The organism is Mesorhizobium sp. 1B3, assembly GCF_050958605.1.
In the GTDB taxonomy this organism is placed as follows: Bacteria; Pseudomonadota; Alphaproteobacteria; order Rhizobiales; family Rhizobiaceae.
Genome location: NZ_JBJHDO010000002.1, coordinates 114280 through 137274, shown reverse-complemented (window position 1 = coordinate 137274; position 22995 = coordinate 114280). Strand labels below are relative to the sequence as shown.

Annotated in this window: 25 protein-coding genes; 24 read left to right on the top strand and 1 reads right to left on the bottom strand. The window is 62.8% G+C overall.

Annotation, left to right across the window (positions count from 1 at the left end):
• The first annotated feature begins 11 nt into the window (after positions 1-11).
• From ACCO56_RS05720 to ACCO56_RS05610, 23 genes are all read left to right on the top strand, one after another.
• On the top strand, positions 12-431 hold the full coding sequence (locus ACCO56_RS05720; protein WP_433638553.1) for an MliC family protein: 420 nt from the start codon (positions 12-14) through the stop codon (positions 429-431).
• 17 nt (positions 432-448) lie between these two features.
• Positions 449-2200: a metallophosphoesterase family protein gene (locus tag ACCO56_RS05715; RefSeq protein WP_433638551.1), complete on the top strand. Its 1752-nt coding sequence runs from the start codon at positions 449-451 to the stop codon at positions 2198-2200.
• 183 nt (positions 2201-2383) lie between these two features.
• On the top strand, positions 2384-3337 hold the full coding sequence (locus ACCO56_RS05710; protein ID WP_433638550.1) for a flagellin: 954 nt from the start codon (positions 2384-2386) through the stop codon (positions 3335-3337).
• A gap of 115 nt (positions 3338-3452) precedes the next feature.
• On the top strand, positions 3453-5093 hold the full coding sequence (gene fliF / locus ACCO56_RS05705; RefSeq protein WP_433638548.1) for a flagellar basal-body MS-ring/collar protein FliF: 1641 nt from the start codon (positions 3453-3455) through the stop codon (positions 5091-5093).
• Complete coding sequence (locus tag ACCO56_RS05700) at positions 5090-5737, top strand: hypothetical protein (protein ID WP_433638547.1); 648 nt, start codon at positions 5090-5092, stop codon at positions 5735-5737. Before fliF ends, ACCO56_RS05700 begins: the two co-directional genes overlap by 4 nt.
• Complete coding sequence (locus ACCO56_RS05695; RefSeq protein ID WP_433638545.1) at positions 5734-7023, top strand: MotB family protein; 1290 nt, start codon at positions 5734-5736, stop codon at positions 7021-7023. Before ACCO56_RS05700 ends, ACCO56_RS05695 begins: the two co-directional genes overlap by 4 nt.
• 135 nt (positions 7024-7158) lie before the next feature.
• The gene (locus tag ACCO56_RS05690; protein WP_433638543.1) at positions 7159-8475 is read left to right on the top strand and encodes a chemotaxis protein MotC; all 1317 of its coding nucleotides are present in this window, start codon (positions 7159-7161) and stop codon (positions 8473-8475) included.
• Positions 8472-9809, top strand: a complete 1338-nt coding sequence (locus tag ACCO56_RS05685; protein ID WP_433638541.1) for a flagellar hook-length control protein FliK — start codon at positions 8472-8474, stop codon at positions 9807-9809. Before ACCO56_RS05690 ends, ACCO56_RS05685 begins: the two co-directional genes overlap by 4 nt.
• Positions 9730-10329 (top strand): transglycosylase SLT domain-containing protein, encoded by a 600-nt coding sequence (locus tag ACCO56_RS05680; protein WP_433638540.1) that lies wholly within the window; start codon positions 9730-9732, stop codon positions 10327-10329. The genes ACCO56_RS05685 and ACCO56_RS05680 overlap by 80 nt, the downstream gene beginning before the upstream one ends.
• Before the next feature lie 294 nt (positions 10330-10623).
• The gene (locus ACCO56_RS05675) at positions 10624-11292 is read left to right on the top strand and encodes a response regulator transcription factor (protein WP_433638539.1); all 669 of its coding nucleotides are present in this window, start codon (positions 10624-10626) and stop codon (positions 11290-11292) included.
• A gap of 143 nt (positions 11293-11435) precedes the next feature.
• On the top strand, positions 11436-12737 hold the full coding sequence (locus tag ACCO56_RS05670) for a flagellar hook protein FlgE (protein ID WP_433638538.1): 1302 nt from the start codon (positions 11436-11438) through the stop codon (positions 12735-12737).
• 62 nt (positions 12738-12799) lie between these two features.
• Positions 12800-14260, top strand: coding sequence for a flagellar hook-associated protein FlgK (gene flgK, locus ACCO56_RS05665; RefSeq protein WP_433638537.1), 1461 nt, complete (start codon positions 12800-12802; stop codon positions 14258-14260).
• A gap of 3 nt (positions 14261-14263) precedes the next feature.
• On the top strand, positions 14264-15316 hold the full coding sequence (locus ACCO56_RS05660) for a flagellar hook-associated family protein (protein WP_433638536.1): 1053 nt from the start codon (positions 14264-14266) through the stop codon (positions 15314-15316).
• Between the two features lie 20 nt (positions 15317-15336).
• On the top strand, positions 15337-15684 hold the full coding sequence (gene flaF / locus ACCO56_RS05655) for a flagellar biosynthesis regulator FlaF (RefSeq protein WP_433638534.1): 348 nt from the start codon (positions 15337-15339) through the stop codon (positions 15682-15684).
• On the top strand, positions 15681-16121 hold the full coding sequence (gene flbT / locus ACCO56_RS05650; RefSeq protein WP_433638533.1) for a flagellar biosynthesis repressor FlbT: 441 nt from the start codon (positions 15681-15683) through the stop codon (positions 16119-16121). Before flaF ends, flbT begins: the two co-directional genes overlap by 4 nt.
• Before the next feature lie 2 nt (positions 16122-16123).
• Positions 16124-16540, top strand: a complete 417-nt coding sequence (gene flgD / locus ACCO56_RS05645; RefSeq protein ID WP_433638531.1) for a flagellar hook assembly protein FlgD — start codon at positions 16124-16126, stop codon at positions 16538-16540.
• A 25-nt stretch (positions 16541-16565) separates the two neighbouring features.
• A complete protein-coding gene (gene fliQ, locus ACCO56_RS05640; protein WP_433638529.1) occupies positions 16566-16832 on the top strand; it encodes a flagellar biosynthesis protein FliQ in 267 nt (88 codons plus the stop codon).
• Positions 16833-16964: 132 nt separating this feature from the next.
• On the top strand, positions 16965-19055 hold the full coding sequence (flhA, locus tag ACCO56_RS05635; RefSeq protein WP_433638528.1) for a flagellar biosynthesis protein FlhA: 2091 nt from the start codon (positions 16965-16967) through the stop codon (positions 19053-19055).
• Positions 19052-19804, top strand: a complete 753-nt coding sequence (gene fliR / locus ACCO56_RS05630) for a flagellar biosynthetic protein FliR (protein ID WP_433638527.1) — start codon at positions 19052-19054, stop codon at positions 19802-19804. The genes flhA and fliR overlap by 4 nt, the downstream gene beginning before the upstream one ends.
• Positions 19805-19806: 2 nt before the next feature.
• Positions 19807-20190, top strand: a complete 384-nt coding sequence (locus ACCO56_RS05625; RefSeq protein WP_433638526.1) for a hypothetical protein — start codon at positions 19807-19809, stop codon at positions 20188-20190.
• A gap of 80 nt (positions 20191-20270) precedes the next feature.
• Positions 20271-20819 carry a rod-binding protein gene (locus ACCO56_RS05620; RefSeq protein ID WP_433638525.1) on the top strand — a complete coding sequence of 183 codons (549 nt, stop codon included), beginning with the start codon at positions 20271-20273 and terminating at the stop codon, positions 20817-20819.
• A gap of 141 nt (positions 20820-20960) precedes the next feature.
• The gene (locus tag ACCO56_RS05615; RefSeq protein WP_433639774.1) at positions 20961-21341 is read left to right on the top strand and encodes a hypothetical protein; all 381 of its coding nucleotides are present in this window, start codon (positions 20961-20963) and stop codon (positions 21339-21341) included.
• Positions 21338-21850, top strand: a complete 513-nt coding sequence (locus tag ACCO56_RS05610) for a hypothetical protein (protein WP_433638524.1) — start codon at positions 21338-21340, stop codon at positions 21848-21850. Before ACCO56_RS05615 ends, ACCO56_RS05610 begins: the two co-directional genes overlap by 4 nt.
• A gap of 38 nt (positions 21851-21888) precedes the next feature.
• Here ACCO56_RS05610 and ACCO56_RS05605 read toward each other — a convergent pair whose 3' ends face one another.
• The gene (locus ACCO56_RS05605) at positions 21889-22320 is read right to left on the bottom strand and encodes a nuclear transport factor 2 family protein (RefSeq protein ID WP_433638523.1); all 432 of its coding nucleotides are present in this window, start codon (positions 22318-22320) and stop codon (positions 21889-21891) included.
• A gap of 145 nt (positions 22321-22465) precedes the next feature.
• Here ACCO56_RS05605 and ACCO56_RS05600 point away from each other — a divergent pair, with 145 nt between their 5' ends.
• Entirely contained in the window at positions 22466-22972 is a 507-nt protein-coding gene (locus ACCO56_RS05600) for a MarR family winged helix-turn-helix transcriptional regulator (RefSeq protein WP_433638522.1), read from the top strand.
• The last annotated feature ends 23 nt before the right edge of the window (positions 22973-22995 follow it).

Genomic DNA, 22995 nt, shown 5'->3' with positions numbered 1-22995 from the left:
AAGGAACAAATGTGATTCGAACCTCTCTGCTGCGCCGGATCTTGCCGTTGCTTCTCGCTGTGCCGGGATCGAGCCTCTCAAGCGCTGCAGGGGCGGACGAACCGGGCACCCCCATCGTTCCGCCGGCCGGAGAGAAAATCATCGAAGCCACCTACCAGTGCGACAGCGGGGCGACGGTGATGGTCCGCTACGATAATACGGACGCGGCCGCGCCAAGGGCGAGGCTCGAATACAAGGGCCGCACGTTTGACATGTACAGCGTCTTGTCGGCCTCGGGGGCGCGATATGCGACCGAACAGGGGCTGGAACCGGACAAGGGCCTCCAATGGTGGAGCAAGGGCAACGAAGCTACGCTGAGCGAGATGATCATGGACCATACCGCCCCGGAACCGACCGTGATCGAGACCTGCAGGACGGAACCGCGCAAATAACCCCGCGGAGCCCGCACATGAAGTTTGCCGTTGATCCTCGGCATGGTGATATCGAGGACGACGCCTCGAGCACGAAACAGCGTTCGCTGATGTCGCTCGCCGGCAGCATGCTGGTCGAGATCAGTCCCCTGAAACTGGCCTTGACCTGGCTGATGCTGCTGGTGATCCCCGGCCTGCTTCTCGGCTTTGCACCGATCGTCGCGACTGCCTGGGTCCGGTCGGTCTCCGGGCGGATCATATCCCTGTCGGTTGGTCTGTGGTCGCTGCTCATTCTGCTCGCCTTCCTGCTGGTCGGCTGGTACGGCGCACGGACGCTGCTGCGGATCGCCGAACGGAATTTCTGGTCACTCAACGCCGTCGTCGTCGAGCCCGTCTATGGTACGTGTCGCGAGATGCTGCGCCATATTGCCGAAAGACTGCTCCCGCCCACGGCAAGCGCGGCGCGCCGCTCGGTCCTGCGCTCGGCATGCGCGGCCATCGCCGGGATCATCGTCTGCCTGGCCGCCCTGGCGATCATTGCCGCCGTTTGGCCAAGCACGAATCTATACGGTGACCTCCAGGAAATCCTTTCGCCGCGGCAGTTGGTAAGCGCGACGCTTTCCAACAGCATCGCTCTGGTGGCGGCCTACCTCGCAGCCGGCTCTCTCATCTGGGCCGCCGCCGATACGATGATGGCGCAACCCCGGGATTTACCCGCTTTCCATGCTCCCACCACGAACGACCGACGCTACAGCATAGCCCATCTCTCCGACATTCATGTCGTGGGCGAACGTTTCGGCTTCAGGATCGAAAGCGGCCGATCGGGTCCACGCGGCAATGACCGGTTGGCGCGGCTGTTCCAGCGGCTGGAGGCGATCGATATGACGGCTCGGCTCGATGCGATCCTCATCACCGGCGACGTCACCGATGCCGGCCGATCGGCCGAATGGGCGGAATTCTTCGAGATCCTGCGAGATCACCCATCGCTCGGCGGGCGTTGTCTCATTATTCCAGGCAACCACGACCTCAACATCGTCGATCGCGCCAATCCCGCTCGGATGGACTTGCCGACCAGTCCCAACCGGCGGCTCCGGCAGATCCGGACATTGTCGGCGATGGTCGCCTTGCAGGGAGACCGAGTGCATGTGGTCGACGCGTCGGCGGCCTCGCTCGGGCCGACATTGTCGCAGGCCGTTCATCCGCTACTCGGCGAACTCGAAAGCTTCGCGGACAAGGCGCGGCCGCTTTTCTCGAAAAGTTTCTGCGAGCTTTGGAATGCGGTTTTTCCGATGGTTCTTCCTCCCGCCCGGGAGGATGGCCTCGGCATCATTCTCCTCAACTCCAACGCCGACACGCATTTCTCCTTCACCAACGCTCTGGGCATGATCTCGGCGGAACAGGTCGAGCGTATCGATATCCTTCGCAAAGTTTATCCCCGCGCCTGCTGGCTGATCGCGCTGCACCACCACGCCATCGAATATCCCCATGCCTCGAACGCCTTGTCCGAACGCATCGGCACCGCTCTGGTGAATGGCAACTGGTTTATTCGCCGCTTGACCACGCTCTCCGGACGCGCCCTCCTGCTGCATGGACACCGCCATATAGACTGGATCGGCGAATGCGAGGGTCTTACGATAATTTCCGCTCCTTCCCCCGTCATGGAGGCAACGGACGACCAGCCGACATACTTCTATGTTCACACGGCAGTCATCGACTTGAACGGTCAGTTGAAACTTGCCGCGCCCGAGCGGATCATCCTGGCCGGCCAGCAGCAAACAATAACTCGGTGATCTCTGTCGTTCTGGATGCCGGCTGTGGATTACCAATTCATCTTATCAATTTGGTAGCGATTGTGTGCCAAGGTGGCGGCTATGCAGGATGGGTTGGGCCAGAGGTTCGACAGGCATGATGCCGCGCCATCTTACCGGTGAGCCCGGTATGTCCCTTGTGAGTAATGTGTAGGGACGACATCCATGTCCAGTATTCTGACCAACGTGTCGGCTATGACGGCACTGAAGAGCCTTCAGTCGACCAACAAGAATCTCGAAGCCACCCAGAACCGCATTTCGACCGGCCTGCGCGTCGCGGAAGCCCAGGACAATGCCGCCTATTGGTCGATCGCGACCTCGATGCGCTCCGACAATTCTTCGCTGTCGACGGTGAAGGATGCGCTCGGCTTCGGCGCCGCCCAGGTCGACACGGCCTATACCGGCACCAATGCCGCCCACAAGGTCGTGACGCAGATCAAGGACAAGATCATCTCGGCCATGACGCCGGGCTTGGACAAGGCCAAGATCCAGAGCGAGATCAAGGAACTGCAGGGGCAGCTCAAGAGCATCGCCGATTCCGCTTCCTTCGCCGGCGAGAACTGGCTGTCGGTGAAGTCCGACGCGGACGACTACACTGCCAACAAGGAGATCGTCGCTTCCTTCACGCGCGGTGCGGGCGGAAACATCTCCGTCGGCACGCTGACGATCGACACGAGCCAGACCAAGCTGTTCGACGCCACCGCCGCTTCGGGGACGGGGGCCGTCAAGGGCCTGCTCGACTCCGACATCGACATTGCCGCTCCGACCGGCAGCGCGCCGGCTTACAGCGCGTTCACTTTCTCGATCGCCACGCTGGACGTCTCGACGATCGATGCGGATGCGCTCGAAGCGGTCGTCAATGAAGTCGTCAAGGTCGCCGGAAAGCTCGAGACTTCCGCCGCCACCTTGGGCGCGGCCAAGACCCGCATCGACCTGCAGAACGAGTTCATCGGGTCGCTGCGCGATGCCATCGATCGAGGCGTAGGCACGCTGGTCGACGCCGACATGAACGAGGAATCGACTCGCCTCCAGGCGCTGCAGGTCCAGCAGCAGCTCGGCATCCAGGCGCTGTCCATCGCCAACGGCAACTCGCAGCAGATCCTCTCGCTGTTCCGCTAAAAACCGGTCCTCGAACGCAAATCGGCCCGCGGTGACGATCACCGCGGGCCGATTTCATTTTCGCACAAGCTTCGCAGCCTAGTTTCCCGACACCAGAATTCCGGGAGCGGTGGCGTTGCCTGAGCAGTTGAACCAGATCATAGCGAACCTTCGTGGGCTCGGCCCGAAACGACTGGCCATGGCGGGTGGCGTCGTCGCCCTCGTACTGGCCGTGCTCGGCATTGGCTCCTATTTTCTCAATCGGCCGGCCTACGAGACGCTCTATGTCGGCCTTGAGCGCTCCGACGTGAACCAGATCGGCATGGTACTCGGCGAAGCCGGCGTCTCCTTCGACGTCGGGTCTGACGGAACCTCGGTCCTGGTGCCCACGGGCAAGACCGCGCAGGCGCGCATGCTGCTTGCGGAAAAGGGTCTCCCTTCCAGCGCCAATGCCGGCTACGAGCTGTTCGACAATGTCGGCTCGCTGGGCCTCACCTCCTTCATGCAGGAAGTGACGCGCGTGCGTGCCCTCGAAGGCGAAATCGCACGCACCATACAATCCATCGCAGGCATCAAGGCCGCGCGCGTGCATATCGTCGTCAGCGAGCGGGCGAATTTCCGCCGCGACCAGCAGGAACCTTCCGCCTCGGTCGTGATCCGCGCGAGCGGGATAGACGCCACCAAGACTGCAATGTCGATCCGCCACCTGGTCGCGGCAGCCGTGCCCGGGCTCGCCGCGGACAAGGTGACGGTGCTCGATTCCAGCGGGTCGCTGCTAGCCGCCGGAGACGACCCCGCCAACACCACCCTCACCCGCACGCTCGGAGTCGAGCGCACCATCGAAAGCCAGATAGAGGACAATATCCATCGCGCCCTCGCGCCCTATCTCGGCAGCGAGAACCTGCGCACGAGTGTCCGCGCCGACGTCAATACCGACACGCGGCAGATCGAGGAAACGATCTTCGACCCGGAATCGCGCGTCGAGCGCTCCGTGCAAGTCGTAAGAGCCAACGATTCGTCGAACCGCAGCGCCCAAAGCACGCCGACCTCCGTACAGCAGGACCTGCCCAACGCCGAGATTCCGCCGGCAGCCGGCCCGCAATCTTCCGAGCAGAGCGAGCGCAAGGAAGAAACCACCAATTATGAGATGAACACAAAGCGCATCGCCACCGTCAGCAACGGTTACACGGTCTCGAAGCTGTCGATCGCAGTCGTGGTCAATGAGGAACGGCTTCTTTCGATTCTCGGCGCCGATGCGACGCCGGAGCAGATCGCAGCGCGCGTGGCCGAGATCCAGAAGATCGCAGCCACCGCCGCCGGCTACAACGAAGTGCGCGGCGACAGCATCACGGTCACCTCCGTCGAATTCATGGAAGGGCTGAATGGCGAGGTTGTCGCGGAGCCAGGCGTGCTCGACGCGATCGGCAGCCATGCCGGTACGATGATCAATGCCGCCGCCTTCATCCTCGTCGCCTTCCTCGTAGCCTGGTTCGGCCTGAGACCGCTGACGGCCGCGCTCGGAAAGACGGAAGCCGCCGAGCCCGAAGCCTTGGCCTTCCCTGCCCCCAACGCTCTCCCGAACTTCGCCGAGAATTACGAGTTCCCGACCGTCTCGACGCTGGGCACCTTCAACGCGCCGGATGACGAGGACTCGATCGCCGACCTACGCCAGAAGATGCGGCGCGGCCCGCAGGAGCGCCTTGCCCAGATGGTCGATCTCAATGAAGAGCGCACCGCAATGATCCTGCGCAAATGGTCGGCGCCGGAGGCGGCATGATGGCGATCCCAGCACTCGCCGACGTCCTGGAGGATTTCGGCTGCCGGCGTTCCACGACGCCGGACGTCCTGCCCTTCGATTTCGGCGACGTTCCGGAAGCGCCCGAAATCGCCCCTGAACCCTTGCCGACAGGACCAGACCTCGACGAACTGATCCGCATCGAGGTGGAAAAGGCCGAGCGCGCGCTGTCCGAACGCCTGGTGGCCGAAGGTGAAGCTGCCCTGGCCGAGGAGCGGCAGCGCCACGCCGCCGCGATCGAGGCGCTCGAGGGGCGCTTCGGCGAGTTGCTGGGCTCGGCGCTCGCCAGCGAAATGGCGACGATGCAGTCCGCCGTGACGGCTCTCGTCACCGGCGTCACGGCCCGCATTCTGGGCCCCGTGCTCACCGCCGACATGCATGCCCGCTCGATCGCCCAGCTTGCGGACACCGTGAAGGCCGCACTGGAGGACGCCGAAGGCACGCGGGTCAGGGTCACCGGTTCGCCCGCGCTCTTCGAGGCCTTGCAGCGCGCCGCCGGCGACAAGGCCGCGCATTTCGAGTTTACCGAGAGCTCCTCCCCCGACCTCACCATTCGCATCGACGATCAGCTCTTCGAGACACGCTTTTCGGAGTGGTCGGCGACCATGGAAGAGACCCTGTCATGAGCCAGCTTGCCGACGAGCGTCGCGAGATCATCATCGTCAAGCGGCGCGACGATCTCGAGGAGGATCATCACGGTGGCGTGTGGAAGATCGCCTACGCCGACTTCATGACCGCCATGATGTGTTTCTTCCTCGTCATGTGGCTGATCAACGCGGCCAATGAGGAGACAAAGCTCGCGGTCGCCTCCTATTTCAATCCGATCAAACTCGTCGACCACGATGCCGCCGCGCGTGGCCTCGACAATCCCGGCGAGGACAAGCGTCCGGCTGATAGTCCAAGCCAGTCATCCGATGTCGATGCACAAAAGTCGTCGAAGGACGGGCAGGCCACGGCGGGGCCGTCGCAAGTGGATAACAGCGCTGTCTCTGCCGACGATAAGAATTTCTCCGACGAGAACCTTTTCCGCGACCCCTATGCGGTTCTCGCCGAGATCGCCGGCGACACGGGTGACCAGCAGAACATCAGCACCAAGGGCGATGGCGGTGCGGCGGAAGCTGGCCCAGCGACCGGCGCCTCGGGCGGAGACGCCTATCGCGACCCCTTCGCTCCGGACTTCTGGTCTCAGGAAATGATGACCTTGCCCAGCGGAGGGAGCACCGAGACGTCCCGGGAAACCGCGGACGCTGCCGCGCCCGATCGGCCGACGACCGTGCCGGCCGACGAGACGCCGGCCGGCATGGATGAGCTCAAGCAGGCTTTCGCGGCGCCACCCGAGGAAAAACCCGTCCAAGCCACCGAGACCGAGCCGACGGTCGACGACAGCAACTCGTCCGAAAGCAAACCGGCCGAGGCGATGTCCGGTGGAGAGGCAGACCCGGCCCCGCAAGCGGAGCAGACGGCCGAACGCATCGGCCGGGAACTGCGCGCCGCCTTCCAGTCCGACGACAAGATGTTCGGCGGCATCTCGGTGGTCCCCACCGACAAGGGCGTCATGATCTCGGTGACGGAACAGCTCAACGTCGGCATGTTCGAGATTGGTTCGGCCGTGCCGCGCCGCGAACTCGTGCTCGCCATGGAGAAGATCTCGAAGGTGCTGGCGGCCGAAAAAGGCAACATCGTCATCAACGGCCACACCGATGGCCGGCCCTTCGCCAGCAAGTCATATGACAATTGGCGACTCTCCACGGCGCGCGCGCATTCAGCCTACTACATGCTCGTCCGCGCCGGCCTCGACGAGCGGCGCGTCGTCGAGGTTGCCGGCTTTGCCGATCGCAAGCTCAAGGTCGAAGACGACCCCAATGCGGAGGCCAACCGTCGCATCGAGATCCTGGTGGAGAGCGGCAATTGAGCGACGGCGATCGATTCACAAGCAGGTTCGCGTGGCTTCGGCCATGCTCCACCTGCTTAGCCTCATCTCTTGCCGCAGTTTTTTGTCGGAAAATCTTGGGACACTTTTCCGAAATCAGCCTAGCGGACCTGAGCCATGCTGCGGGCTAGGCTGCTTCTCGGCGCGTTGATGGCCGCGGTAAGCCTGACGCCATCCATTGCCGCGCCCGACGCGGCACTGCCGGTGCTGGCTCCCTATCAGATGATCCGTTCGCTGCAGGTCCTCCAGGAACGCATCGCCGGCGGCGATCACGCCTCCCTGCCCATGCAGAAGAAGATGATCGAGTTGATCGATGCGCGGCTGAGGGAGGCGACGGAGTCGGAATTCGCCGACCGACGCAACATCGAGGCCCTGATGATCTACGGCATGAGCGGTGGCAACCCCCGCACGGTCGAGGCGGTCACCGGGCGTCTCAGCCTGGAAGGCCGAAGCAAGGTCCTCACGGACGGCCTCGTCGCCTATCTTCGCAGCGAGCACGGCAAGGCGGACACGACGCTGGCATCTCTCGACCCGATGAAGGAAAACGCCGAACTCGGCGGTTTCCTGGCGCTGATCAAGGGCACGGTGCGGGCGCTTGAGAACCCGGCCGAAGGCTTGGCGATCCTCGACAAGGCCCGGCTCCTTTCGCCCGGCAGCCTGGTCGAGGAGACCGCACTGCGGCGGTCCATCACGCTTGCAGCAACGGCCGGCGACGCCGGTCGCTTCCTGACGGCCTCGGAACAATATGTGAGGCGCTTCCTCAAATCGCCCTACGCCAGCCACTTCGCCGACGGCTTCATCAATGGCGTAGTGTCCTTGCAGGATCGCCTGGATATGGCCGAGATCGAGGAAATCATCGCAGCCATGAACGGCGAGCAGCAGAACGCCATCTATCTGCGGATCGCGAGGAAGGCCGCCATTCTGGGACATGGACAACTCGCGGACTTCGCTTCGGCGAAGGCCGAGGCCGTCGGCAACGCCAGGCAGGGCGAAGCCGATCAGCGCGCCGAACTCTATAACGCGCTGGGCGCCGTGACCTCGGAATCGATCGACGACGTCGCCGGCCGACTGGAGAAGATCGACCGCGCCACGCTGTCGCCGCGCGACGTGCGCCTGCTCGACGCAGCGACCGCAGTGGTGAAGCGGGTCCTTTCCCCGCCGATGAAACTGTCAGACCTACCGGTCGAGGAGCCGCCTGAGGAGGCCGGTCTTCCGCCGGACGATGCGCCGGAAGAGCCAACAGTCTTGCCCGTCGACGGCGATCTTGCCGCGTCGGGCCAAGAGCTGCCCGACCCCCGCGCCATCGAGGCGACGGCCGCGCGCGCCGCCGAGCAAGAGAACCAGGCCGCTGTGGCTTCGGAGTCCGCGCTCGTCAACGAGACGCGCAGGAAGCTGCAGGAAATCGACAGACTGCTTGAAGGAGCCCGTCAATGAACGCCGCATTGCCAGCAATCCTCCAGCAACCCTCGCCCGCCCCTGCAACGCGTGGCCGAAACGGCATGCCTTCCCAGGGCGAGCCCGACGATTTCGGCAGAATGCTGAAAGCGGGGAATGACGCAAAGAACGGAGCGTCGGCCACGGCATTGGACGAGAGCGACACGGTTTCGGCGGAGCCGTCGAGCGATCTCGGATTGCTGGCGGATGAACTCTTCGCGACGGATGGACAAGCTGCGTCCACCGACATCACCAAGCCTGGGGAAAGCGAAGGAGAAGAGGACGACAAGCCGGAAGCTGCCGAGGCGCTCCTGCCGTTCCTCACCATAGCAGGATCACACGATCGCGCTTCGGCGCGGCAGGGCGATGCGGAGTCCACTCAGGGAACGATGGCCAATGACGCGCCCCCGCCGGTGGCGAAGGCAACCGCGAGGCCAGTGGAAGAAATAAGGGACGGCCGCAAGCCACAGCCCGTCGCCGTGCTGGAGAAACCTGACTCGGCCAAGTCCGGTCGGCGACCGGAGGCCGCCTTCGGCAAGACGCTGATGGCCAATCTGAACGATCTTGCCACCCAGCCCGCCGACCGTCCTGACATAAGGGTCGAGACGAGCGATCGCGATGGGCGGGTGAGCGAGTCGCCAGGGGATGCTCGAGGCACGAGGCGTGATCGGGGGACGTTGATGGCAGATGCCGTGTCGCGCGCCCGCGAGTCACGGGACGTGGGTGACCGAAGGGCGGATCTGCGGCCTGCCGCAGATCAAAAGGCCCAGCCGGCCCCGCTCGCCCAGGGACCACTCGCCACCGGTGCGCCGGTGGTCGAGGCTCTCGCACTGAATCCGCCTCCGGCCGCCACCATTCATCGCGTCGCGGCTGCCAATGCCCATGTCGGCCAAGCCGCCCCCTCCGTCCAGACGCTCAAGATCCAGCTTCAGCCGGTCGAGCTCGGTGTGGTCACCGCAAATCTGCGCATCGCCGGCGAGCAACTTTCGGTTGAGATCGAGGTGGAAAGCGTCGAGGCCTACAACAGGCTTTCCGGGGAAACCGACGCCATCGCGCGGGCGCTCCGCTCTCATGGGATCGCCGTCGAGGAGGTCGTCATCCAGGCGCCTCAGATCCACGCCGTCGCGCCGGCGCGGGATAGTGGCGGCGGCTTCGCGGACACTTCCGCCAATTCAGGACGCCATTTCTCAGCTGGCGCGGAGTCCGGTCAACCGGGCGGCAGCGGACATCCGAACAGGGGTGGGGGGCAAGACAATGGCTACGAGATCGACAGGCCGTCGCCTGTGGAACAGCGTACTTCTGGCGCTAAACCTCGCGGCGGCGTCTATATCTAGCGTCTCCACGCCTGCCGGGGCCGCGCCCGGCAACGCCTGCGAGACCGAGATCCTGCGCGCCTCCGAACGTTATGGCGTTCCGGTAGGCATCCTCTACGCGGTCGGACTGACCGAGACCGGCCGCAAGGGAAGCCTGCAGCCCTATGCGCTGAACATCGAGGGCAAGGCCGTCTTCGCCTCCTCGCGCAGCGAGGCCATCGCAACGTTCCGCGCGGCACAGCGGCAAGGCGCCAAGCTCATCGATCTCGGCTGCATGCAGATCAATCACCACTACCATTCCGAGCATTTTTCCGGACTCGGCGAGATGCTCGATCCCCATCGCAACGTCGATTACGCGGCTCGTTTCCTGATCAAGCTGAAAGACCGGCACGAGTCCTGGTCCATGGCGGTTGCCCGCTACCATGCCGGACCCAATAACGATCCCGCCCAGAAGCGATATGTCTGCCGTGTCATCGCCAACATGGTCGCAACCGGCTTCGGCCGCTGGACACAATCCGCGCGCGATTTCTGCCGGCCATGAGACATGCTCCCGCGGCACCTGAACGGCGGTCCTGGACGCAATCATCGCCCATGCGGAGAACACGACACGTTAACGAATTCTCCGCCCCCAGCTCGCGGATCCGCCGCATTTCTGCCCCAATTGACGATTCCAGGAACCATCTAACCGCTTGATAATAAAAGTCTATCTCAACCGCTTGGTTACCACGCCCGACTCCCAAGAACTGACTCACAAGAAATGACAATTGTTAACAAATGCCGCCAGCGGCTACCCGTTGCCGCATTGGGGCATTGCAATTGATTCGGAGGCGGGCCGATGATCGTTATCGTTGATGAACGTGAGACTGTGAAGGAAGGCTATTCCTCGCTTTTTGGGCGGGAGGGCGTTCCGATCACCGGTTTCGGTGGAAGCGAATTCGGCGAATGGGTGGCGACGGCCGCCGACGCGGATATCAAGTCGGTGGGTGCCGTGCTGATCGGGGAATGCGACAGCCAGCACGTGTCGCCGCGCGCGATCCGTGAGCGCACTGGGGCGCCGGTCATCGCGCTCAGCGAACAGCACTCGCTGGAAAACACGCTGCGCCTGTTCGAGGCAGGCGTCGACGACGTCGTGCGCAAACCGGTACATATTCGTGAGCTTCTGGCCCGCATCTCCGCCATTCGCCGCCGCCAGAGCCAGGATCCCGGCTACACCCAGATCGGTCCTCTGCGGATCTTCGCCGATGGCCGTGACCCCGAAGTGGATGGCGCGCCGCTACCCCTGCCGCGTCGCGAACGCCGTATCCTCGAGTTCCTCGCCGCCAACTATGGGCGCCGTGTCACCAAATCCCAGGTTTTCAACGCCATCTATGGCATTTTCGACGACGAGGTCGAAGAGAACGTGGTCGAAAGCCACATCAGCAAACTGCGCAAGAAGCTGCGTGAGAAGCTCGGCTTCGACCCTATCGATTCCAAGCGCTTCCTCGGCTACCGCCTGAACGTCTGATCCGTTGCCGGGCGCCATCGGCGCCCTTTCCCTTCCAGGAAAATACTATCCGCGATCGCGGATGGAGCCGCGCCCGACAGCCTCGCGCAAGTCACGATAGTTAACCTGGATTAACAAATGCGACGGATCTGAGGAGTAGCTCCATGAGCCTTTACGGAATGATGCGGACCGGCGTGTCCGGCATGAACGCCCAGTCGAATCGGCTGGGCACGGTTGCCGACAACATCGCCAACTCCAGCACGGCCGGCTACAAGCGCGCTTTCACGGAGTTCTCGAGCCTCGTCGTGCCGAATGGCTCCGGCAGCTACAATTCCGGCGGCGTCACCACCAGCGTCCGCTACGACATTACCAAGAACGGCGTCATGAACTACACGACGTCCGTCTCGGACCTCGCGATCGATGGCGACGGCTTTTTCGTCGTGCAGAACGGCAGCGGCGGCAACTTCCTGACACGCGCCGGCTCCTTCGTTCCGGACGGCGAAGGCCGCCTCGTCAATGCCGCCGGCTTCTACCTGACCGGCTACAGCTATGCCAACGGCACACCGAGTGCCACGGCCAATGGCTTCGCCGGCTTGGAGGTTGTCACGATCAAGGAGAGCGGCCTGACCGCCGTCCCGTCTACTTCGGGCGAGTTCAGCGCGAATCTACCCGAGACGGCAGAAGTCCTGACTCCGGCCGCCGGAGTTAACGACCCGGATTCGAAGTATACGGCGAAATCCTCCCTGGTCGTCTACGGCAATCTCGGCAAGGAGATCATGCTCGACGTGTATTTCACCAAGACGGACGACAATACTTGGCAGGTCGCCGTTTACAACAAAGCAAATGCCGCCACCGGCGACTCGCCTTTTCCTTACGCCAATCCGACCGATCCAGCCGATCCAGATTTTGCCAACGGGCCATCTCCCCTGGCAATCCACGAACTGGTGTTCAATTCGACAACTGGCCAGCTTGACCTCGCTGGTGGTGACGGCCCCTCCATGGACATCACCATGCCGGGCAACGCACCGATTGCCATCGATTTCAGCCAGATGAGCCAACTCGATTCGCCCTATGCAGTGAGCGAAGCCTTCGTGAACGGCAATGCGGCGAGCGCCATCGACAGGATCGAGATCGCCACGGACGGAACGCTCTCGGCGGTTTTCCAGAACGGCACGAAGAGGGCGCTTTACCAGATCCCCGTCGCCACCGTGCAAAGTCCGGATCAATTGGCGGTGCTCAGCGGCAACGTCTTCTCGCCGAGCAATGATTCTGGCGACGTACGCATCGGTTTCCCCAACGAGGGCGGCTTCGGCAAGATGGTGTCGGGCGCCGTCGAGACCTCCAATGTCGATATCGCCACGGAGCTGACCTCTATGATCGAGGCCCAGCGCAACTACACCGCCAATTCCAAGGTCTTCCAGACCGGCTCCGAACTCCTCGACGTGCTCGTCAACCTGAAGCGCTGATGAGGGAAGACTAGGGCCAGGGCGGTCTCGCCCCGGCCTCCCCCGCATTCGAAGGAACTACAATGTCGCTTACGACCGCCCTGGGCATCGCACAAAGATCGCTTCTGAGCACGGGACGCCAGACCAGCGTCGTCTCGCAGAACATCTCCAACGCCCAGAACCCCGACTACTCCAGGCGTTCGGCGGTCCTTATCAGCAGCGCGCCCGGCGCGCGCACCGTGGAGATCCTGCGGGCGACGAACGCCTCGCTTTTCCGGAACGGCCTTTCGGCGCTGTCGGCCTTTTCGGGTCAGGCCAGCTTGATGGAAGGCGTGCAGAGCCTCACCCGGTCGGTGAACGGCGTCGAGAATCAGGGCTCGGCGTCGATTCTCATCGGCAAGCTGCAGCAGGCCCTGCAATCTTACCAGACGACCCCGTCCAATGAGAATCTCGGCGGCAACGTCGTGGAATCGGCCCGCCAGATCGTCAAGTCGCTCAACGAGGGCAGCGCCGCGATTCAGGCGTTCCGCGGACAGATGGACCAGGAGATCAAGACCTCGGTCAGCGAGCTCAACGATCTCCTTTCCCGTTTCGAGCAGGCCAACAGGGCTGTCGTCAACGCCACCCAGAGCAAGGGCGATGCCTCCGACTGGCTCGACGAACGCGACGCGCTGCTGAAGAAGATCTCCGCCATCGTGCCGGTCTCCACCATTACGCGCGGCAACAACGACATGGTGCTCACTACCCAGAATGGCGTGACCCTGTTCGAGACCGTTCCCCGGACGGTCAGCTTCAACGCCATTCCGGCCTATTCCGCCGACGCGACGGGCAATGGCATCTATGTCGACGGCGTGCCGCTCGCCGCCGGCACTGGTTCCAACACCGACGCTGCCGGCAGCCTCGCCGCGAAGCTGCAGTTGCGCGACAAAGTCGCGACCACCATGCAGGGCCAGCTCGACGAGATCGCGCGGGGCCTCATCTCGTCATTCGCCGAGACCGGACCGGACGGGACCCTCACGCCTCAAGCCGGCCTCTTCACCTGGCCGGGCGGGCCGGGCCTCCCGCCGGCGGGCGCGATCACCCCCGGACTTGCCGGTTCCATCCAGATCAATGCTGCCGTCGACCCCACGGTCGGTGGCGACGTCAACAAGCTTCGCGACGGCGGCATCAACGGCGCGGCCTACAAGGTGAACACCAGCGACGGCGCCTCCTATTCCGCCGTAATCCAGAAATACAGCCAGAACCTCGACAAGCCGATGGCCTTCGCGCCGGGCGCCGGGCTCGGCGACAACACCAGCGTTACCGATTTCGCCAATGGCGCCATCAGTTGGCTGGAGCAGACGCGCCAGCAGGCGACCAACGCGGCGGAGGTCAAGAACGCTCTGCTGATGCAGACCTCGCAGGCGCTCTCCAACGAAACCGGGGTGAATATCGACGAGGAACTATCGCTGCTGCTCCAATACGAGCAGGCGTATCAGGCGTCCGCGCGACTGATCAAAGCCGTCGACGAGATGCTCGCCACACTCCTGAACGCGGTGCAATAAGCCATGAAGATCTCCTTCGTCTCCAACCACGCTGTGTCCAAGGCGCTCAGCTACCAGTTGACGCGCCTGCAGAACGACATGATGAAGGCGCAGCAGGAGATCTCGAGCGGAAAATACGCCGATGTCGGCCTTGCCCTGGGCGCCCGCACCGGGCAGGTCGTGGCGCTCGATCGCGACATAGAGCGGCTGCAGGGGCTTCAGGTTTCCAATGGACTGGTTTCGGCGCGCATCGACGTGACCACCACGGCGCTCAAGCGTCTTACCACCCAGGCCGACGCGCTGATGTCGGCGCTGAATGTCGGCGGCAACGGCAACACGATCGAGGTGCTGCGCGCCGCCGGAAAGACGGCACTGGAGACGCTGACCGGTGCGCTCAACTCCAGCCACAACGGCGAGTACATATTCTCGGGCATCAACACCGACGTAGAGCCGATCACCGACTATTTCTCGCCGGGCGCCGACAACAAGGCCGCCTTCGACCAGGCGTTCCAGGACCATTTCGGCTTCCCTCAGACCGACCCGCAGGCGCAAGACATCACCGCCGCTGAAATGACCACCTTCCTGGAGGATGTCATCGAGCCGATGTTCCTCGGAAACGTGCCGGGTGGCTGGCAGGACAATTGGTCGAAGGCAACCGACCAGGGCGTCACCAACCGCATCGGGCTCAACGAGACCGCAGAGACGACGCTCAGTGCCAACATGCAAGGCGTACGCAAGCTCGCCATGGCCTCGACCATCGTCGCCGACCTGCTCGATGGAGTGCTGAACAGCGGCGCGCGCGATGCCGTCATCTCGCATGCCCGAAACCTGGTCGGCGAGTCCGTCGCCGACATCAACCAGTCCACCGCCCAGCTCGGCCTGGTCGACAAGCGCATCGACGACGCCAACGAACGCATCAAGATGCAGGTCGATATCTTCAAGATGAGCCTGGGCAATCTGCAGAACGTCGACACCTACGAAGCGTCGACGCGTGTGAACAACCTGCTTGCACAGATCGAGACCTCCTACGCGCTGACAGCGCGCATCCAGAGGCTCAGCCTCCTCAACTACCTCTAGGCCGGGACAGATCCGTATCCATGTACCAATTCTCTTACGCGGACATCCAGACCGACTCCATCGCCGACGCCAAGGAACGCGAGCGCCAGCTCCTGGATCGCTCGATCGACCTGCTCCTGGCAGCCAGGGGCGCCGGCGTCGAGTCGCAGGAGACCGTCGAGGCTATCCATTTCCTGAATCGCATCTGGACAGCCTTCATCGAGGATCTCGGCCAGCCCGACAACGAGTTGCCGCGGGAACTCCGCGCCAACCTGATCTCGATCGGGCTCTGGCTGTTGCGCGAGGCCGAGGCGGTGCGCCGGGGCGAATCCGACAATTTCACCGGCCTCATCGACATTTCCCAGATCATTCGCGACGGCATCCGATGAAGAACACATTGAAGATCTCTCTGCGCGCCAACGAGAAGATCTATCTCAACGGCGCCGTGATCCGGGCCGATCGGAAGGTCACGATCGAACTGATGAACGACGTGCAGTTCCTGCTGGAGAGCCATGTGCTACAGCCGCAGGATGCGGTGACACCCCTGCGCCAGCTCTATTTCATGACGCAGATGATGCTGATGAACCCGGAAGGGGCCAACGAGGCACGCGAAATGTTCCGCAAATCGCTGCCGCTGCTGCTGGCCAACTTCAGCAACGAGCGCATCAAGGCTTCCCTCAAGCATGTCGACCAGCTCGTCAACGAAGACCATGTCTACGACGCGCTCAAGGTCATCCGCAGCCTCTATCCGATCGAAGCGCAGATTCTGGGCGGAGAGACACCAGCGGCCTCCAAGCCTTCCCTTGTCCTCGTAGCAGGAGAGTGATCATGACCGTTTCGGGAGTGAACGGCGTCGGCACGATGAGCAACACGCCGTCGACGCAGCAACCCAAGGCGAATGTCGACTACCAGTCCTTCCTGAAATTGCTGGTCGCCCAGATGCGCCATCAGGACCCGACCAGTCCCATGGACCCGACGCAATATGTCACGCAGCTCGCAACCTTCTCCCAGGTCGAGCAGTCCGTCCAGATGAACACCAAGCTCGCGGACATATTGGCGACGTCGCAGCTCTCCCAGGCGAGCTCCGTCATCGGCAAGGAACTGACTTCGGCCGACGGTTCGACCACGGGCGTCGTCAAGGAGGTAAAGCTCTACATAGACGGGATTGTCGCGACGCTCACCAACGGCAAGGAGATCCTTGTGCAGCCGGGCGTCAAGGTAAAGGACCCGGCTCCGGCGGCCTAGGCCGTCCGCCCCACGAAGTGCACCAATGAATGAAGCCGACGCCCTCGATATCGTCCAATTCGCCATCTGGACCGTTCTGACGGCCTCTGCGCCGGCTGTCATCGTGGCGATGATCGTCGGCATCGCCATCGCCTTCCTGCAGGCGCTGACCCAGATCCAGGAAATAACGCTGACCTTCGTGCCGAAGATCGTCGCCATCCTTTTGGTGGTGGCGCTTTCGGCGCCTTTCATCGGCGCCCAGATCTCCACCTTCACCACCGTCATCTTCCAGCGTATCCAGGACGGTTTCTGACAGCGGCGGCAGTCGCGTCTCGTCGGGCCGACGGCCTGCTTCGACCTCATCCTCGCACAAGGTTGGGCGGATAGTTTGCGGGCCCCGGCGCTTTGCGCCCGATGTTTTCAGACGAATTGGCGAAGCGATCGAATGGCGCTGACAGATTTCTCCCCGGCAACCCCGCAGATCCGCAGGCACGGCCGCGACGTCGGATTCGCCATCGGCATCCTGACCATCCTGGCGGTGTTGTTCCTGCCGATCCCCGCCTTCATGATCGACATGGGGCTGGCGATCTCGATCGCGCTCTCCGTGCTGATCCTGATGGTGGCACTGTGGATTCCGCGTCCGCTCGACTTCTCCTCTTTCCCGACGATCCTGCTGATCGCGACGATGCTGCGGCTGTCGCTCAACATCGCGACGACCCGCGTGATCCTTTCCCACGGAAACGAGGGCACGAACGCCGCCGGTTACGTGATCGGCGGCTTCTCGAAGCTGGTGATGAGCGGCGATTTCGTGATCGGCCTGATCGTCTTCCTCATCCTGATCGTTGTCAATTTCATCGTCATCACCAAGGGTTCGACACGTATCGCCGAGGTCGGCGCCCGCTTCACCCTTGACGCCATACCCGGCAAGCAGATGTCGATCGACGCCGATCTTTCGGCCGGATTGATCGACGAGAAGGAGGCGCAGCTTCGCCGGCGCGAACTCGAGGAGGAAAGCTCCTTCTTCGGCTCGATGGACGGCGCCTCCAAATTCGTGCGCGGCGACGCCATCGCCGGCCTGATCATCACCGCCATCAACATCGTGGGCGGCATCACCATCGGCTACATGCGCCACGGCATGAGCCTCGGCGAAGCCGCCGACGTGTTCGTGAAGCTGTCGGTCGGCGACGGCCTGGTGACGCAGATTCCCGCTCTCATCGTCTCGCTCGCTGCCGGCCTGCTCGTGTCGAAAGGCGGCACCAGGGGCTCCGCCGATCAGGCGGTCTTTGGCCAGCTCTCCGCCTATCCACGCGCGCTCTACGTGGCGGCCCTGCTGCTCGGCGTCCTGGCCGTCATGCCCGGCTTGCCCGCCCTGCCCTTCCTCATGCTCGCCGGCGTGATGGCTTTCGTCGGATACATCATTCCCGTCCGCCGGAACCAGGAAGCCGCAGCGCTGGCCAAGTCCGAGCAGGAGAAAGAGATCGTCAAGGAGGAGGAAGAGAAGCAGTCGATCAAGGCTTCGCTGAAGACGGCCGAGATCGAGCTCCTGATCGGCAAGCAGCTTTCAAGCCGGCTGATCGCCTCGCATCAGGAGCTTGCCTTCCGCATGGGCAAGATGCGCAAGAAGTTCGCCACCCAATATGGCTTCGTCGTGCCGGAGGTGCGCCTCACCGACGACTTCAGCATCCCTGCGAAAAGCTATCAGATAAAGGTCCACGGCACCGTCGTCGCCGAGCACCAGATGCGGATCGGCGAGGTCCTGGTTCTGCTCGGCTCGGGCCAGGCTCCCGATCTGCCCGGAGAGGAATTGCGCGAACCCGCCTTCGGCATGCGCGCCTATTCGGTGCCGGAGACCTTTGCCGACGATCTGAAACGCGACAACTACACCTTCGCCGACAACATGTCGGTGCTGCTCACCCATTTGAGCGAGGTCATCCGCAACAACCTGCCGCAGCTTCTTTCCTACAAGGACATGAAAGCGCTGATCGAGAGGCAGGATCAGGAATACCGCAAGCTGGCCGACGAGATCTGTACCCAGCACATCACCTATCCCGGGCTGCAGGGTGTGCTGAAGCTGCTTCTGGCCGAGCGCGTCTCGATCCGCAACCTGCACCTGATCATCGAGGCGATCGCCGAGATCGCGCCTCATGTGCGCCGCACCGAGCAGATCGTCGAGCATGTTCGTATCCGCATGGCACAGCAGATCTGCGGCGATCTGACGGAAGGCGGCGTGCTCAAGGTGCTGCGGCTCGGCAATCGCTGGGATCTGGCGTTCCACCAGAGCCTGAAGCGCGACGCCAAGGGTGAGATTCGCGAATTCGACATCGATCCACGCCTGCTCGAAGAGTTCGGTCAGGAAGCTTCCAAGGTCATCCGCACCCATATGGAGGCGGGCGAGCGCTTCGCCCTGGTGACGGCGCCCGACGCCCGGCCCTATGTGCGCATGATCATCGAGCGCCTGTTCGCCACGCTGCCGGTGCTGAGCCATGTCGAGATCGCCAAGGGCGTCGAGATCAAGGTGCTCGGAGCTATCTCTTGATCATCGATCCCGGCCAGCTGGTGCTGGCCGCCTTCCTTGCCTTCTGCCGGATCGGCGCCTGCTTCATGGTGATGCCGGGACTGTCGAGCATCCGCGTGCCCATGCAGGTGCGGCTCTTCATGGCGATAGCGGTCGCCATGGCGATCCTCGCCAATGTCTGGGACCTGATTGCGCCCTACGCGCAACGCGATCCCAACGTCGTCACCATCTTCATGCTGTCCGAATTGCTGATCGGCGTGCTCATCGGGCTTCTGGCGCGGCTTTATCTGCTCGCCCTGCAATTCATCGGCTCGGCAATCGCCATGCTGATCGGGTATGGCGGCCCGGGCGGAACCGCGATCGAGGAGGTCGAACCGCAGCCGGCGCTGGCGACCTTGATCTCCTTCAGCGCGCTCCTGCTGCTTTTCGCCCTCGACTTCCACCACGAGATCGTCAAGGCGCTGCTCGCTTCCTACAGGATCCTGCCCCCAGGCACGCTTTTCAACCCGCAATCCGCGCTGGTCGACGTCACCGACACGATCTCGGAGAGCTTTCTCGCCATGCTGCGGCTCGGCAGCCCCTTCATCGCCTATGCGATCCTGGTCAACCTGGCGATCGGCTTCGTCAACAAGCTGACCCCTCAGATTCCGGTCTACTTCGTGTCCCTGCCCTTCCTCATCGCAGGCGGGTTGATCCTCATCTATCTCGGCATCGGACCGTTCCTGCGGCTCTACGCCGACGGTTTCGTGCCCATGACAATCGGGAGGTAGCCATGTCGCCACGCACGAAACGGCTTCGCCAGTTGATCGAGCTTCAGCAGCAGATGAAGGCGATCCGCGAGATGCGGCATGCCGATCTGCGCCGCGAGGCTGCCGCGGCCGAGCAGGAAGCCGCAGCACTGATGGCAGGAGTCGAGAACCAGTCGCCCATCGCGAACCTTTTTGGTGATCTCTACACGAAACGGATCGGAGCGGCGCTCTCGCGGAAGGACGAAAAGGACCGTCTTGCCCGCGAGGAGGCGAAGCGGATCGCCTCGGAAACGGCGCGCGCCAATATCGTGAAACGCTATTATCAGGAGGCCCTGCGACAAGAGGAACGCGCAGCGGCCGAAAAGGAAACGCTGGATTCGGTAACCCGTCAAGCGGCGGAAAAATAGGGATTTTTTCCAGCAAGCCTGCGGCAAGCTTGGCTGCCGATACTGGCTAAACGAATCGAACGGATGAAGGACTTCGCAACTTGGCCATCTCGCCCCCAAGCGACATCGTTCTGGACGTGGCCCAGGCCGTCGGCAAGCCCGACCTCGATGCGGCACGTGCCAGGCTTGCCGATGCCTCGGCGGCGCGCCGCTCGGGCGGTGCTGCCTTCAGCCTCACGGAGGGTTCGTCGCGTGAGGCCGAAAAGCCCGCGAGACCGGCGGGGAAAGCCTACGTCCAGTTCGAGGCCATGGTGTTGCGCAACTTCATGGAAACGATGCTGCCCAAGGAAAACGAGGCCGTCTACGGCAAGGGCCTGGCGGGCGACATGTGGAAGTCGCTGATGGCCGAGCAGCTCGCCAATGTGGTGGCCGAGCGCGGCGGCATCGGCATCTCCGATCGCGTGCTCGGTGATTATTACATGGACGGCGAATCCCAGGTCCCAGTCGCCGGCGTCTCGCAAGGACCGAAACACGAAGCGCTGAACACGCAGAACATGCTGTCGCAGGCGCTTGTGCAGGAAATCCAGCGCAATGTGATCATGGGCAACCAGCAGGATCGGATGCCCGACCTTCCAGGCAAGGATAGCTAGCCTGACATCGCCCGATAGCGGGTCTAGCAGGAATTTAGAGAGTGCGGCCTTCGGGCCGAGAGATTTCATCTGGACGTCCTCGCGAGGGGACCGCAACAAAGAACGGACGCAATGTCGAAAATCTCCGACACCAGGAAGCAGATGGCCTCGCGGCCTGATCTCGCCATGTTCGCCGGTGGACTCGCCGCCATACTCGGGCGGATCGAGGAGTCCATCGACACCGAAACACAGGGAATCCGCACCGACGTCAATTTCGACCTGAAATCGTCGAACGCCCGCAAGAGCCGGCATCTTTACGAGCTGAATCGCGCGATCAAGGGGCTCAATCCGGAGGACCTGCTGGCCGAGGATCGCGAGAACATCATCCGCCTTCGCCACAAGCTGGCGGACAACGAGGCGGCCATACGCGCTCATCTCGGCGCCGTGGCAGAGATCGCCGCACTGGTCCAGGACGCCATACAGCGCCATGAAGCCGACGGCACCTATTCCTCGGCGGAGTTTGGATCGGCGACCAAGCCATGATCAAGTTCATCGTCGCCGCGCTGTGGTTGTGTGCGGTCACCGTCGGCGCGATCTTCTTTTCCTTCTCTCAAGCGGGCCAGAGAACGGCTGCGGCCGAGGGCGCCACGCCCTTCTTCGGGGGACTCGACTACGTCAAGGCGGACCTGATCTCGGTCCCCTTGATCCGCGATGCCCGCGTCGATGGCTACGTTCTGGCCCAACTCGTCTACACCGCCGAGCCCGCGGAAATGCGCAAGCTCAGCATTCCCGTTCAGAACCTGCTGACCGACGAGGCCTATTCCTTCATCTACGCCGATCCCGCCTTCGACATGAAGAAATTCGACCTCGAAGGATTCAAGACCGGCTTGCGCGACAGCATCAACAAGCGCGTGGGTAGCCGACTCATCCATGAAGTGCTGATCGAGCAGATCGATTATCTGCCGAAGACGGACATACGCAACAAGAACCCGCAGCGCTTCCCGATTCCGACAAAAGATCCCGAAACGCCGGCCGCCGCTTCCGGTCATTAGAACGAGCATTTCCAATTATAGCTCGCTCTCGGTGGTGATCAGCCGATGCCGTGCTTTTCCAGGAGTTCCCGCTCGTCACCGGAAATCCAGCCGAAAATCAGCGGCGCTTGGCCGAGCGTCTGAACGAGATAGTTGACATCGAAATCAATGGCGACATCGGGCCGCTCCTTGCGTTCATAGACTGCCGTCCAGGCAACACGGGCCACGCAATGATGTTCGTCGATGGGTGTTATCGCGACAGTCCTTATGCGCATCTCCTTGGTGCCGATCGCCCTGTAATGGGCGTAACCCTGGTCGAGCGCCCGCTTGAGCTCCTCGCCATTCGTGCCCGGCATCACGCCAGCCGGGGTGGCCGCGACAAAAGCCTGGGCGTAGAACGATGCCGCTTCGTCCAGATCGATGTCGCCGTGCAATGCTTTGCCGAAGGAGCGCTCATACCGCTCGAAGAGTTTCCTGACTTCCGTCTCCATTCTCGGCGTCCCGCTTCACCTTTGCCTCGCAGTTTGAACTAGCGAGCAAGCATGCCGGGTCAAGTCCGCGCCCCTTCATATGAGGTGACGCAATCGCCCCGCTCTGTGCTAAAATCTCATGCGTGCAAAACATCGTCGAGGCGTGATGACAACACGGACAGTCATCCGGCCCCTGGCCGGGAAATCCCCGGGAGGCATCGACAGAAAGCGAGCGTCGACCGAACAGTCCGCGACGCTGCCGCCGCTGGACAAGATGATCGGCTACAAGCTGCGTCGTGCGCAGCTCGCCGTCTTTCAGGATTTTCTGACTGTTTTTTCCAAGATGCGGCTGCGGCCGGCCGAGTTTTCGGTGCTGGCACTGATCGCCGAGACGCCGGGACGCAAGCAGAGCGAGATCGCGGAACGGCTCGGCATCAAACGCGCCAACTTCGTGGCTCTGATGGACGGGCTCGAACGACGAGGCCTCGCCGAAAGACGCAAGGCCGAGAGCGACCGTCGTTCGCACTCGCTGCATCTAACACCCGAAGGCCGCCGCTTCGTCCACAAGATGAGCGCGCTCTGGGGAAAACACGAAAGCCGGCTGATCGAGAGGCTCGGCGGTCCCGAGGAAAAGGACAGGCTCCTCGAGCTGCTGGACAGGATGTTCGACTAGGGCGGACAGAATCGCCTTGTCCA